This is a genomic window from Aquirufa sp. Wall-65K1 (assembly GCF_054558475.1).
On record NZ_JBPXKD010000001.1, the window covers coordinates 579,104 to 591,570 of the forward strand.

At 37.9% G+C, this 12,467-nt stretch carries 14 protein-coding genes; 5 read left to right on the forward strand and 9 right to left on the reverse strand.

Going from position 1 to position 12,467, the window contains the following annotated elements; all coding sequences use genetic code 11:
• Positions 1 to 5: 5 nt before the first annotated feature.
• A complete protein-coding gene (locus ACST15_RS02630; RefSeq protein WP_459453091.1) occupies positions 6 to 2,861 on the forward strand; it encodes a M16 family metallopeptidase in 2,856 nt (951 codons plus the stop codon).
• 77 nt (positions 2,862 to 2,938) lie between these two features.
• Here the strand turns inward: ACST15_RS02630 and ACST15_RS02635 are convergent, their stop codons facing one another.
• Genes ACST15_RS02635 through sufC form a run of 6 tightly spaced genes read right to left on the reverse strand, consistent with a single transcriptional unit; the run spans position 2,939 to position 7,411 of the window.
• Positions 2,939 to 3,352 carry a BrxA/BrxB family bacilliredoxin gene (locus ACST15_RS02635; RefSeq protein WP_166228622.1) on the reverse strand — a complete coding sequence of 138 codons (414 nt, stop codon included), beginning with the start codon at positions 3,350 to 3,352 and terminating at the stop codon, positions 2,939 to 2,941.
• 34 nt (positions 3,353 to 3,386) lie between these two features.
• The gene (locus tag ACST15_RS02640; protein WP_459453092.1) at positions 3,387 to 3,725 is read right to left on the reverse strand and encodes an iron-sulfur cluster assembly protein; all 339 of its coding nucleotides are present in this window, start codon (positions 3,723 to 3,725) and stop codon (positions 3,387 to 3,389) included.
• 3 nt (positions 3,726 to 3,728) lie between these two features.
• On the reverse strand, positions 3,729 to 4,154 hold the full coding sequence (locus ACST15_RS02645; protein ID WP_459453093.1) for a SufE family protein: 426 nt from the start codon (positions 4,152 to 4,154) through the stop codon (positions 3,729 to 3,731).
• A 1-nt stretch (position 4,155) separates the two neighbouring features.
• Positions 4,156 to 5,376: an aminotransferase class V-fold PLP-dependent enzyme gene (locus ACST15_RS02650; protein ID WP_459453094.1), complete on the reverse strand. Its 1,221-nt coding sequence runs from the start codon at positions 5,374 to 5,376 to the stop codon at positions 4,156 to 4,158.
• A 4-nt stretch (positions 5,377 to 5,380) separates the two neighbouring features.
• On the reverse strand, positions 5,381 to 6,655 hold the full coding sequence (sufD, locus tag ACST15_RS02655) for a Fe-S cluster assembly protein SufD (RefSeq protein ID WP_459453095.1): 1,275 nt from the start codon (positions 6,653 to 6,655) through the stop codon (positions 5,381 to 5,383).
• A 3-nt stretch (positions 6,656 to 6,658) separates the two neighbouring features.
• Positions 6,659 to 7,411, reverse strand: a complete 753-nt coding sequence (sufC, locus tag ACST15_RS02660) for a Fe-S cluster assembly ATPase SufC (RefSeq protein ID WP_459453096.1) — start codon at positions 7,409 to 7,411, stop codon at positions 6,659 to 6,661.
• Between the two features lie 145 nt (positions 7,412 to 7,556).
• Here sufC and ACST15_RS02665 point away from each other — a divergent pair, with 145 nt between their 5' ends.
• Complete coding sequence (locus tag ACST15_RS02665; protein ID WP_459451814.1) at positions 7,557 to 7,883, forward strand: HesB/IscA family protein; 327 nt, start codon at positions 7,557 to 7,559, stop codon at positions 7,881 to 7,883.
• Between the two features lie 6 nt (positions 7,884 to 7,889).
• Here the strand turns inward: ACST15_RS02665 and ACST15_RS02670 are convergent, their stop codons facing one another.
• On the reverse strand, positions 7,890 to 8,501 hold the full coding sequence (locus tag ACST15_RS02670) for a Maf family protein (RefSeq protein ID WP_459453097.1): 612 nt from the start codon (positions 8,499 to 8,501) through the stop codon (positions 7,890 to 7,892).
• 113 nt (positions 8,502 to 8,614) lie between these two features.
• On the opposite strand from ACST15_RS02670, the gene ACST15_RS02675 reads away from it, so the two are divergent.
• From ACST15_RS02675 to ACST15_RS02685, 3 genes are all read left to right on the forward strand, one after another.
• Positions 8,615 to 9,064, forward strand: coding sequence for a MarR family winged helix-turn-helix transcriptional regulator (locus ACST15_RS02675; protein ID WP_459453098.1), 450 nt, complete (start codon positions 8,615 to 8,617; stop codon positions 9,062 to 9,064).
• Positions 9,065 to 9,134: 70 nt separating this feature from the next.
• Positions 9,135 to 9,710: a YceI family protein gene (locus tag ACST15_RS02680; RefSeq protein WP_459453099.1), complete on the forward strand. Its 576-nt coding sequence runs from the start codon at positions 9,135 to 9,137 to the stop codon at positions 9,708 to 9,710.
• A gap of 73 nt (positions 9,711 to 9,783) precedes the next feature.
• Complete coding sequence (locus ACST15_RS02685; RefSeq protein WP_459453100.1) at positions 9,784 to 10,416, forward strand: NAD(P)H-dependent oxidoreductase; 633 nt, start codon at positions 9,784 to 9,786, stop codon at positions 10,414 to 10,416.
• A gap of 30 nt (positions 10,417 to 10,446) precedes the next feature.
• Here ACST15_RS02685 and ACST15_RS02690 read toward each other — a convergent pair whose 3' ends face one another.
• Both ACST15_RS02690 and ACST15_RS02695 read right to left on the reverse strand, forming a co-directional pair.
• Complete coding sequence (locus ACST15_RS02690) at positions 10,447 to 11,892, reverse strand: CCA tRNA nucleotidyltransferase (RefSeq protein ID WP_459453101.1); 1,446 nt, start codon at positions 11,890 to 11,892, stop codon at positions 10,447 to 10,449.
• The gene (locus tag ACST15_RS02695; protein ID WP_459453102.1) at positions 11,889 to 12,455 is read right to left on the reverse strand and encodes an L-threonylcarbamoyladenylate synthase; all 567 of its coding nucleotides are present in this window, start codon (positions 12,453 to 12,455) and stop codon (positions 11,889 to 11,891) included. Before ACST15_RS02695 ends, ACST15_RS02690 begins: the two co-directional genes overlap by 4 nt.
• Positions 12,456 to 12,467: the final 12 nt, after the last annotated feature.

The following is a 12,467-nucleotide window of genomic DNA, read 5'->3' on the forward strand; positions in this document are numbered from 1 at the left end:
TTTTTATGAAAAAAACAATCCTCATTGCACTATTGTTTGTTACTGGAATCAGTGGCATTCAAGCTCAACAAAAATCAAAAACAAGTGGAGTTAGCCCAAAAACAAGTAGCTCTGCGGCAAAAACAAGTACATTAAGTATTCCGGAAAAAATCACTTCTGCGGAGGGAATTACGGAGTATCGTTTAGGAAATGGTTTAAAAGTTTTATTATTTCCTGACCCATCCAAGCAAACCATTACGGTAAACATCACGTATTTAGTAGGTTCTCGCCATGAAGGCTACGGTGAAACAGGAATGTCTCACCTATTGGAACATATGGTGTTTAAAGGAACTAAAGAGAAACATAAAGATGTAGCCAAAGAGATTACTGATCATGGTGCTCAGTTTAATGGAACTACCTGGTTAGATCGTACAAATTACTTCGAGACATTTGCGGCTACAGATGAAAACCTGGACTGGGCCTTGGATATGGAGGCAGACCGTATGATTAACTCAAGAATTGCTAAAAGTGAGTTAGAAACCGAAATGACTGTGGTTCGTAATGAGTTTGAAATGGGAGAAAATGACCCAAGCTCAGTATTAAGTGATCGAATTGTATCAACGGCTTTTTTATGGCATAATTATGGTAATTCAACCATTGGAGCACGATCAGATATTGAAAAAGTGCCAATTGAGAATTTACAAGCCTATTATAAGAAATATTACCAACCAGATAATGCGGTATTATTAGTGGCAGGTAAATTTGATCCTGTTAAAACTTTGAATTTAATAAATCAAAAATTTGGTGTCATCCCTAAACCAGAAAGAGTTTTAACCAAAACATTCACGGCAGAACCAACTCAAGATGGAGAGCGTCATGTTACCCTTCGTCGCGTAGGAGATGTACAAGCTGTGGGTGTTGCTTACCATATTCCATCTGGCTTACATCCTGATTACATTGCTTGCGATGTCTTTGCCGACTTATTAACTGATGCGCCATCAGGCCGATTGTACAAGGCATTGATCGATACGAAAAAGGCTGCTTCTCAATATGGTTATAGCTTCCAATTAAAAGAACCTGGTTTGGTGTATTTTGGGGCTGAAGTACCGAAGGAAAAATCAGCTGATTCAGTTCGTAATATCATTTTAGAGACTATTGAGCAATTTGCCAAAACTCCTCCTACCCAAGCAGATGTTGATCGAATCAAGATGAAAAACATCAAAAACGTAGAGTTATTATTAAATAATGCGCAGCGTGTAGGTGTAGGTTTATCGGAATACATCGCCCAAGGTGATTGGCGTTTATTATTTCACACGAGAAACTTAATTGAAAAAGTTACTGCAGAAGATGTTCAGCGAGTAGCACAAAAATACTTTAAGGCATCTAATCGTACTTCAGGAATCTTCTATCCAACAGAAAAGCCTGATCGCGCTGAAATCCCTGAGGCAAAAGAAGCTGAGGAAATACTTAAAGATTTCAAAGGAAGAGCGGCCGTTGCTGAAGGTGAGGCATTTGATCCATCTCCAAGCAATATTGATTCAAGAACTAAAAAAGAGACAATTGGATCTGTTAAGGTAGCATTGTTGGCTAAGAAAACGAGAGGTAGCTCCGTTTATGCTCGTATGACTTTGAGATTTGGTGATGAGAAATCACTTTTAGGAACTGCAACTGCTGCTGATTTAGCGGCTGATATGTTGACCAAGGGAACTGCGAAACATACTCGTCAACAATTTCAAGATGAATTGGACAAATTAAAGGCAAGGGTTTCTATTAGTGGAAGTGCTACTCAAGCTAACGTATCCATTGAAACTACTCGTGAAAATTTAGTTCCTGCACTTAAATTAGTAGCTGAAGCATTAAAAACCCCAGTCTTCCCAGCAGAAGAATTTGAGAAATTAAAACAAGAAAATTTAACTCAAATAGATGCTCAAAAAAGTGATCCACAAGCCAAGGCTATTGAGGCTTTAAATCAAGTTAGAACAGGACATTACGCGAAAAATGATGTTCGTTACAGCCCAACCTTAGCTGAACAAACGGCTCTTTATAGCGCTGCCAAATTAGAAGATGCCGTATCGTTCTATAAAAACTTTTACGGAGCTAGTTCAGCTACATTTTCAGCAGTAGGAGATTTTGATGAAAACGAAGTAAAAGAACTCATTAAAACAGAATTTTCTAATTGGAAATCACCTAAACCTTACACTAGAATTCCTGAAATTGTAGCAGATGTAAAACCGGTGATTAAATCCATTGAAACTCCAGATAAAGCGAATGCCTTTTTCGTGGCTTATCAACCTTTAAAAATTTCAGATACAGACCCAGATTATGCGGCAATGGAAATCAGTAATTACATTTTGGGAGGAAGTCCAGGATTAGCCAATCGTTTAATGGGAAGAATTCGTCAAAAGGAAGGATTATCCTATGGTGTGGGTTCTCAGTTTAGTGCCCATCCGATAGACAAAGCTGGTAGTTTCCTGACTTATGCCATTTATGCTCCTGAGAATTTAGCCAAATTAGAAGCTGCATTTAAAGAGGAGATTGAAAAAGTATTAAAAGACGGATACACAGAAAAGGAAATTGAGGAAGCAAAAAAATCTTGGCTACAGGCTAGACAAGTGGCTCGTTCTCAAGACAATTCTCTAAGTGGTACATTGAACAGCAATTTATATTTAAATCGTAGTTTGAAATTCTCGGAGGAGTTGGATAAAAAAGTCAATGCTTTAACCTCTGACCAAATTTTACAAGCCACTCGTAAGACTTTGGATTTGCTTAAAATGTCTTTAATCAAAGCGGGAGATTACGAAGGGGCAGCCAAGAAAAAAGCTGCCAAAGCTGAAAATGCACCTAACAACACTGGTGCAGTAGGCGGCGCTCCTAAGCCCTAACAGGCCCAGTCCCATAGCCCTAGCACTGCTAGGGCTATAAAAAAGCTCAAGCAGTGCTTGAGCTCTAAAAAAAAGTCCTAGCAGAACTCCTCAAAAACACCTTCTAAGTGCGCTGAAATCAATTCAGCAGAACGACCTTCAATGTGATGACGCTCCACAAAGTGAACCAATTCACCATCTTTGAATAAGGCGATTGAAGGAGAAGATGGAGGATATGGCAAAGTATATTCTCTTGCTTTCTGTGTAGCTTCTTGATCTACCCCAGCAAAAACAGTTACTAATGTATCTGGTTTTTTACTAGATGCTGCTACTGCCTCTTTTACACCTGGACGAGCGGTACGAGCAGAACAACCGCAAACCGAATTAATAAACAATAAGGTTGTACCTGGTTTAGCCAATACTTCTTCTACTTCAGAGGCTTGTTTCAACTCTTGAAATCCACCTTCTACGATATCCATCCTCATAGGATGTACTAAATGTTCTGGATACATATTAATTCTATTTAAATTTAAATGGGTTAATCAATTACATAAAGCCAAGTTCTAATTTGGCTACTTCTGACATCATATCTTGAGAATATGGAGGATCAAAAGTTAATTCTACGGATACTTCGGCTACTCCTTCAATTTCCCGAATGGCTTTTTCAATATCAACGGGAATACTTTCAGCTGAAGGACAAGATGGAGAGGTTAAAGTCATCAGTACATAGACATTATTTACTGGGAATATTTTGATTTCATATATTAATCCCAATTCATATACATCCACGGGAATTTCTGGATCGTATACTGTTTTAATGGCCTTAACAACCTTTTCCTTTAAATCTGCCTCAGTTAGCACTGAACTTGGTGTCGTGTTTTCCATATCTTAAGCTTTTGAAGAATAGGCAAGTGCATAATTTTTCATTTGTTTCACCATAGATAATAATCCATTGGATCTTGTCTGAGCTAAATGCTGACTCATTCCTATACGGTCAATGAAGTACAAGTCGGCCTGCATAATTTCAGAGGGAGAATGTCCAGAGAGAACTCGTATGAGCATACTAATTAATCCCTTAACAATAACCGCCTCAGAATCTGCTTGAAAAATCAATTTTCCATCTTCCATGAAAGCATGAAGCCATACTCTGCTTTGACATCCTTTGATGACATTATCCTCCGTCTTATACTCATCTGACATACCTGGTAATTTCTTACCTAAATCAATCAAATATTCATATTTGTCAGCCCAGTCTTCAAAAAGGCCAAATTCTTCAATCAATTCGTCTTGTGTATCGTTTATACTAGATGCCATATTATAATAACATTGTTATGACTCGTTTCAAACATGTAACAAATCGATCAATTTCCTCCTTGGTATTGTAGAACGAGAATGAGGCTCTACAAGTTCCCGGTATATTAAATCGCTGCATCAAGGGTTGCGCACAATGATGACCTGTTCGAATGGCAATACCAAATTTGTCTAATAAAACCCCAATATCTTGAGGATGAGTACCTTCAATAAGGAAACTAATTACTGCAATTTTATTGGGCGCTGTTCCAATGATTTTTAAACCATCAATTTGACTTAATTGTTCTGTGGCATAGCGTAATAGTTCATTTTCTTGTGCTTCTACCCAACCTTTTTCTAGTGAATTTAAATAATCAAAAGAGGCAGCGAAGGCTATAACATCTGCAATATTAGGTGTTCCAGCTTCAAATTTATAAGGTAATTCATTGTAGGTGGTTCCAGAGAAACTAACTTCCTTGATCATTTCTCCTCCACCTTGATAAGGAGGCATGGCCTCTAAAAGCTCACGTTTACCATAAAGTACCCCAACCCCAGTAGGTCCAAATAATTTATGTGCAGAAAAAACGAAAAAGTCCATACCATAACGCTGGACATCCATTTCCATGTGAGCCACAGATTGAGCTCCATCAATTAATATTTTAGCACCATGAGCATGTGCTAAATCAATCATTTCTTGAATTGGATTAATGGTGCCAATGGCATTTGAAACATGATTGACAGCCACTAATTTAACTGAGTAATCCTTCAAAAGCTGGCGATAAGCTTCTAAATCTAACACGCCCGAGTCTAGGACAGGAATTACCAGTACTTCTGCTCCTTTTTCTTGGGCAATCATTTGCCAAGGAACGATATTCGAATGATGCTCTAAATTGGAAACTAAAATTTTGTCCCCCTCCTGAAAATTTGCCCTCCCAAAAGTTTGGGCAACTAAATTAATCCCGGCTGTAGTTCCCGAAGTAAAAATAATTTGATCTGAAGAAGCTGCATTCAAAAAGGATTGAATCTTCTTACGTGTCAATTCATAAGCAGCAGTCGCCCTTTCAGCTAAGGCATGAATACCACGATGAATATTAGCATTATCCTGGGTATAGTAGTGATTCAGAGCCTCCAGCACAGCTTTTGGTTTTTGAGTCGTAGCCGCGTTATCGAAATAGATCAATGGAGAACCATTGACTTGTTGGTCTAAAACAGGGAAATCTAAACGAATTTGCTCCAAGTTGGTCATGATTCTAATTTGACAAATCGACAGACTGTTGAATTTTGGACACTATCTTTTCAGTTAGTAGTTCTCTCATTTCTGGATGTTCTACTTTATTGATTACCTCTTGGACAAAAGCCAATAACAATAAAGTTCTGGCGGCAGGTAATGAAATACCACGGGAACGCATGTAAAACAACGCTTCCTCATTTAGCTGGCCAGTGGTAGTTCCATGAGAACATTTCACATCATCTGCCCAAATTTCTAATTGGGGCTTAGTGTTCATGGTTGCCCTTGTAGAGGCAAGCACATTACGACAAGACTGAAAAGCATTGGTTTTTTGTGCATCTTGGCGAACAAAAATCTTACCATTAAAAACGCCTGTGGCATTTCCCATCAAAACCCCTTTGTATAACTCATTGGATTCTGAATGCGGCATACGGTGATCTACGACGGTATGAGAATCCATTAATTGGTTCTCCCCCGGAACATATAAACCGTTCAAATTCGAGACCACTTGTGGTCCCTCTATATAAAAGTGTAAATTATTACGAATCAAAGAAGCATTTAATGAAAAAGTAAATGTATCGACCTGACTACCCTCTGCTTGATAAATAAAAGTATGATCTACATGGCTTACACCAGTTTGAAAATCTTGCTCTTTTAAATAGGTAAATTGGGCCCCTTTTTCAACAAAAATTTCTTGTACAAAATTGGATAAAATATCACCTGAACCCGTAGAAGATTGTTGCTCTATGAAAGTAGCCTTTGCCCCTTCTTCCAAATAAATTAACCACCTAGCTTGTACGGCGGATGCGTTTTCTGAAGCAGCAACTTGATATTGGTGAAGAATTGCCTTAGTAACTTCTGTATCCTTCTTAATCCATAACACCATGTGTTGGGGATTAAGGGCCACATTTAAATCAAACAATGAATTTTGCTCCAATAATGGGTTTTTCTTGGACCAAGTTGATTCGAATTGAGGGCATTTTTGAAGGAATTCTTCAAAACTTAATAGGGCAAAACCTTCCTGAATTCTTGATTTATCCCAAGATACATAGCCATTGGATGTTTGTAAAACAAAATCAGCCCAATCTAGCGAAGAAGATAAGGTAAAATTAGCCTTTGGAGACCAATTTCGAGCTATACCATTAAAGTCCTTCAAGGATGTGTATTTCCACTCCTCCCATTTGGAAGTAGGAAATCCTTTCGAAATGAACTCTTGTAAAGCTTTACCTTGTACCGATTCAAGACCTAGATTTTGAGCAATCTCTTGTAATGAATTATTTAACTCAGCTGTTAACATATCTTATTGATCTACTTCCGATTTAATCCAATCGTAACCTCTTTCTTCTAATTCTAAAGCCAATTCTTTCGTTCCTGACTTCACGATTCTACCTTTATATAAAACATGCACATAGTCTGGAACAATATAATCCAATAAACGTTGGTAGTGAGTAACCACAATTGTAGCGTTATCCGGGCTTTTCAGTTTATTTACACCCTCTGCCACAATACGTAAGGCGTCAATATCCAATCCAGAATCTGTTTCATCCAAAATAGCTAATTTAGGATCAAGGACTGCCATTTGGAATATTTCATTACGTTTCTTCTCTCCTCCTGAGAAACCTTCATTTAACGCTCGGCTCAAAAGTGATTGATCGATATTCACATAGGCCATTTTCTCTTTGAACATTTTTAAAAACTGCACAGCGTCCATCGGATCCTCGCCACGGTACTTACGAATTTCGTTTACGGCCGACTTAAGAAAATTGGTAGTTGAAACCCCTGGAATCTCTACAGGATATTGAAAAGCCAAGAAAATTCCTTCGGCAGCTCTTTCTTCTGGAGCCAATTCCAATAAATCTTTACCTAGAAACTGCACTGATCCGGCAGTGACTTCATAATCTTCTCTACCCGCCAAAACGGAGGCCAAAGTAGATTTCCCCGAACCATTCGGACCCATGATGGCATGTACCTCACCAGCTTTTACTTCTAAATCTATTCCTCTTAAAATTTCTTTTTCTCCAATAGAAGCATGTAAATTTTTAATTGACAGCATAATGTTTGTATTTGATTCTTGCTTTGAATCACAAAATTATAACCTATACCTTGGAAAAACCATAGCTTATTTAGATTCACTCTAAACAATAGCAATAATTCTCCATTTTTTTTATAATTTTGTATCAAATTCAAAATTCATCACCATGATAACTATTTCAGATTTAGCAGCCGATCGTATTAAAGAGTTAAGATCTAAAGAAGGTTTAACAGAAGAATACAATATTCGCGTGGCCGTAGAGGGCGGAGGATGTTCTGGTTTAATGTATCAATTGGATTTTGCAGCTGAGCCACAAAGTACCGACATGATTTTTGAAGATAAAGGCGTGAAGGTCATGGTCGACAAGAAATCGATCCTTTACTTAGCTGGAACAGAATTGGATTTCTCGGATGGTTTAAATGGAAAAGGTTTTCAATTTAAAAATCCAAACGCATCTCGTACCTGCGGTTGCGGAGAAAGTTTTTCTATTTAAATACCATCAAAAGCTTAGCATCGACTGACGGCCTTCTAAAATATATGGCTGCATCAATTGATATACCCTATGAATGGGCAAACCCATCACGGTGTAGAAAGAGCCTTCTAGACGACTAATTCCCACCATTCCAATGAAATCTTGTACTCCATAAGCACCAGCTTTGTCGAGGGAAGATCCACCTTTGACATACCAGTCAATCTCCCAATCCAATAATTCTCTAAAAGTAACTATGGCTCGATCTACTTGGGTAAAAACACCCTGTGGGCCAACCAATGAAATTCCAGTAAATACTTCATGGTCTTTACCCGAGAGTTGCATTAACATTTCCCTAGCTTCTTGTTTATTGGCAGGTTTATTCAATATCTTATTATCGACCACCACAATGGTATCTGCTGCCAGAATTAACTGATTCGGGCACGACGCTGCTAATACCATGGCTTTCTTTTCAGCTAAAATTCCAGGCACCTCTCCTATGGACCAGCTGGTATCAATGGATTCATCGATATCAGCAGGTAACACGGTAAAATCAAAACCAGCCTGGGTTAAAATCTCCTTTCTTCTGGGTGAGTTCGACGCTAAAATAAGAGGATATTGAAGAGATAGTGTGCTTGACATGTTTCAAAAATACATGATTTTGATTCATTCAGGCCTATTTTGAAAAAAAATATTTAAAAACATTTGTATTTAATGTAATTACATTTAATTTTGCAACATCAATTTATACTGATATGGGAATTTCACACGAATTACAACAAAGTACTTTTGCCTCAGAGGAGGCCAAAGCCATTGTCAATGTGATTTTTACAGGAAACTGGGTGGCCTACCAACAACAAGAATTATTGAAACCCTATGATCTCACCATGCAGCAGTACAATGTACTTCGGATTTTGAGAGGTCAAAACGGGAAACCCATGACTGTTCTGGCCATCATAGAGCGAATGATGGATCGTACTTCCAATGCTTCTCGCTTAGTTGATAAATTGGTAGAAAAAAAATGGGTATTAAGAAGAGAATGTCCCAATGACCGCAGAGCAGTGGATGTGCTCATTCTACCTGAAGGTTTAGCTCTACTTCAACAACTAGATGAGGTTCAAAATCAATGGGTTAAGCGATTTAACCACATGAGTCAAGAAGATTTAATCAAACTGAATGAACTTTTGGACCATTTTAGAAATTAATAGCACCATACATTTCATCAACAAATTATATTTTTTAATTCAATTACAACCCTTTTAAAATTAAACAAAAATGAAAAAAGTAAGCTTTATTCTTTCCGCCTTAGCCTTCATGGCTTTTACTCAAACAAGTATTGCTGCGCCAAGCACAAGTCCAGTATCAACTAAAGCTAGTAGCATTGTTTGGAATGCAAAAAAAGTAACTGGTGAGCACACAGGTACTATTGGCATTTCTGCTGGTAAATTAGTAGTTAACAAAAACCAAATTACGGGTGGTAATTTTACCATCGACATGAAATCGATTGTATGTAAGGATATCACTGATCCAGAATACAACAAGAAATTTGTAAGTCACATTACTTCTGGTGACTTCTTTGAAATCGAAAAATTTCCAACAGCTCAGTTTGTAATCACTAAGGTTGCAGGAAACCAAGTAAGTGGAAATTTAACCATCAAAGGAATCACAAAAGCTATCAGCTTTCCGGCACAAATTAGCCAAAACAATGGCAAAATGATTGCCAAAGCAAACATCACAATTGACCGTACGGATTACAACATCAAATATGGTTCAAAGAAATTTTTCGAATCTATCGGAGACAAAGCCATCTTTGATGATTTCACCTTAGCCGTGACATTAGTATCTGAATAAAACAATTAATAAGCTAAGCCTGTTACGGATTTAGCTTATTTCATATTTTAAACCCTAATAAAAACTAAAAATTATGTCCTTAATAGATGCTTTAGAGTGGCGATATGCTGCGAAAAGAATGAATGGTAAAAAGGTGGATGCATCTAAAATAGATTCCCTTTTAACTTCCATTCAATTATCTGCTTCTGGATTTGGTTTACAACCTTATCAAGTTTTGGTAATTGAGAATGAAGAATTAAAAGCCAAAATTCAACCTGCAGCTTTTAATCAGCCACAGGTAGTGGAATCATCACACCTTTTAATCTTTGCTGCTTGGAATGAGATTACCGAGGAAAAAATCAATGCTTTCATCCAATTAGTTTCCGAAACAAGAAATGTTCCATTGGAGGATTTAAAGGCATACAAAGACGCTATTGCAGGATCTTTGTTGAGTCGCCCTGTGGAAGATCAAGTAAAATGGATGGATAAGCAGGTGTATTTGGCCATGGGTACTGCCCTAGCTGCAGCTGCCAAATTAGAAATTGATAGCACCCCGATGGAAGGATTTATTCCAGCACAGGTTGATGCTATTTTAAATCTAAAAGAAAAAGGTTTACATGCTGTTTTAATGATGGCAGTTGGTGAGCGAGATGAATCCTCAGACTTTATGGTAAATGCGAAAAAAGTTCGCTGGCCTAAAGAAGAGTTATTTATTCACGTGATATAATCTAAAAAAGGTCTCTAACGAGACCTTTTTTTATGCCAAATCAGCTAGATTTATGTGAGGACTCAATCCGAGTTTCTTCCCCTCTTCAAGCATAAATTCCCAGGCAGAAGACAAATCATTTTTCACTTGACCCTCCAAAATTGCTTCTCGAATAGCGACTTTTATCAAGCCAATTTCTTTACCAGGTCCAATATCAAATACCTGCATGATAATTTCTCCAGAAATCACAGGTTGAAAATTTCTCAATGAATCCTTCTCCTCTACTTCCTTCAGTTTTTCCTCTACTTTATCAAAGTTCTTCAAATACCTTTTTACTTTATCGCCATTTTTGGAGGTGATATCAGCCCGACAAAGGGTCATTAATGCTTCCAATTCTTCCCCTGCTTCAAATAATAAGCGCCTTAAAGCGGCATCGGTAATTTCTTCCTTTGATAAAGCTATAGGCCTTAAATGCAAACGAACTAGCTTTTGAACTAATTTCATCTTCTCATTCAAAGGCAATTTTAATCGTTTAAATATTGCGGGCACCTGCCTCGCTCCCATCTCTTCATGACCGTGAAATGTCCATCCTTTTTTTGGATCAAATCGTTTGGTAGCTGGTTTGGCGATATCGTGTAATATTGCTGCCCAACGCCACCATAAATCATCAGTATGCTGGGAAATATTGTCTAAGACTTGAAGTGTATGGTAAAAATTATCTTTATGCCCCTTTCCTTCTTCCGTATCTACCCCTTTAAGTTTAACAAATTCAGGAAATATAATGGGCAAAATACCGCAAGCATCTAAAAGTAGAAATCCATAGGATGGTTTTTTACATAGGATAATTTTATTCAACTCTTCCGAGATTCTTTCCATAGAAATAATTTCTAGGCGAACATTCTCAACTTGAAGAGCCTCAAAAGTACTTGGGTATATATCAAAGCCTAATTGTGCCGCAAAACGAATCGCGCGCATCATCCGAAGAGGATCGTCGGAAAAGGTGATTCTTGGTTCTAGCGGAGTTCGTAAAATTCGAGCTTCTAAGTCTTTTAGTCCGTCAAATGGATCCAGGAGTTTGCCCCTATGAGCTGAATTAAGCTGGACAGCCATGGCATTGATGGTGAAATCTCGCCGATTTTGGTCATCCTCCAAGCTTCCTTCCTCCACCACTGGTTTTCTTGAATCTCGTTGATAGGATTCCTTTCTAGCTCCAACAAACTCTAAGTCCCAGTCATCTACCTTAAGCATAGCGGTACCAAAGTTTTTGAAAACAGAAACTTGATGCTCTGGTAAATTAAATTCGCGAGCAACTTCCTCCGCTAATGCGATACCAGAACCAATACAAACTACATCGATATCCTTCTGGCTATCTCGACCTAAAATGGCATCACGTACAAATCCTCCAATGACATAGGCGTCCAATCCCAAACGGTCAGCTGCAGCTCCAATTTTGACAAAAATTGGATTCTCAATAATTTCCTTTCCCGTTTGTATCATTTACGAATCATAGTATAATCACCATTAAGGCCTAATTTGACAATTTTAGATGCCTTAGCTTTTCCTTTGGTAGGCTGGGGATTTTGTAAAATATAGTCTACTCCTTGTTTTATTACAGGAGATATGCTTTCAAAATTTTCAGGAGATAATTCACCAGAAACATTGGCAGAAGAAGAAACAATAGCTCTTTGATATCGATACACTAGGCCCTTACAAAAATCATCTTTCACTAAACGAATGGCAATACTTCCTTCTGGCCCCAATACAAGTTTACTTACATTTTTACCTTTGGGATAAATGACCGTTAAGGGGTCTTCGGCAAAATCTACCAAATCCCAGGCAATGTCAGGAACTTGTTCCACGTATTCATTTAATTGCTCAATCTTTGAAATCAACAAGATTAATCCCTTGTTTTCTGGCCTTTGCTTGATATCCAACATTTTTTCAATTGACGCATCCATTCGTGCATCGCATCCTAAACCCCATATCGTATCACTGGGACATAAGAGTACACCACCCGTTTTTAAGGATTTAATGGCTTCGTCGTAAACAGATTGTATCATGCCACAAAGGTA

What these genes read in the sequence shown, in the direction of transcription:
- ACST15_RS02630 (WP_459453091.1), top strand. Translation starts at nt 6, where the DNA reads ATGAAAAAAACAATCCTCATTGCACTATTGTTTGTTACTGGAATCAGT.
- ACST15_RS02635 (WP_166228622.1), bottom strand. Translation starts at nt 3,352, where the DNA reads ATGTATCCAGAACATTTAGTACATCCTATGAGGATGGATATCGTAGAA.
- ACST15_RS02640 (WP_459453092.1), bottom strand. Translation starts at nt 3,725, where the DNA reads ATGGAAAACACGACACCAAGTTCAGTGCTAACTGAGGCAGATTTAAAG.
- ACST15_RS02645 (WP_459453093.1), bottom strand. Translation starts at nt 4,154, where the DNA reads ATGGCATCTAGTATAAACGATACACAAGACGAATTGATTGAAGAATTT.
- ACST15_RS02650 (WP_459453094.1), bottom strand. Translation starts at nt 5,376, where the DNA reads ATGACCAACTTGGAGCAAATTCGTTTAGATTTCCCTGTTTTAGACCAA.
- sufD (WP_459453095.1), bottom strand. Translation starts at nt 6,655, where the DNA reads ATGTTAACAGCTGAGTTAAATAATTCATTACAAGAGATTGCTCAAAAT.
- sufC (WP_459453096.1), bottom strand. Translation starts at nt 7,411, where the DNA reads ATGCTGTCAATTAAAAATTTACATGCTTCTATTGGAGAAAAAGAAATT.
- ACST15_RS02665 (WP_459451814.1), top strand. Translation starts at nt 7,557, where the DNA reads ATGATAACTATTTCAGATTTAGCAGCCGATCGTATTAAAGAGTTAAGA.
- ACST15_RS02670 (WP_459453097.1), bottom strand. Translation starts at nt 8,501, where the DNA reads ATGTCAAGCACACTATCTCTTCAATATCCTCTTATTTTAGCGTCGAAC.
- ACST15_RS02675 (WP_459453098.1), top strand. Translation starts at nt 8,615, where the DNA reads ATGGGAATTTCACACGAATTACAACAAAGTACTTTTGCCTCAGAGGAG.
- ACST15_RS02680 (WP_459453099.1), top strand. Translation starts at nt 9,135, where the DNA reads ATGAAAAAAGTAAGCTTTATTCTTTCCGCCTTAGCCTTCATGGCTTTT.
- ACST15_RS02685 (WP_459453100.1), top strand. Translation starts at nt 9,784, where the DNA reads ATGTCCTTAATAGATGCTTTAGAGTGGCGATATGCTGCGAAAAGAATG.
- ACST15_RS02690 (WP_459453101.1), bottom strand. Translation starts at nt 11,892, where the DNA reads ATGATACAAACGGGAAAGGAAATTATTGAGAATCCAATTTTTGTCAAA.
- ACST15_RS02695 (WP_459453102.1), bottom strand. Translation starts at nt 12,455, where the DNA reads ATGATACAATCTGTTTACGACGAAGCCATTAAATCCTTAAAAACGGGT.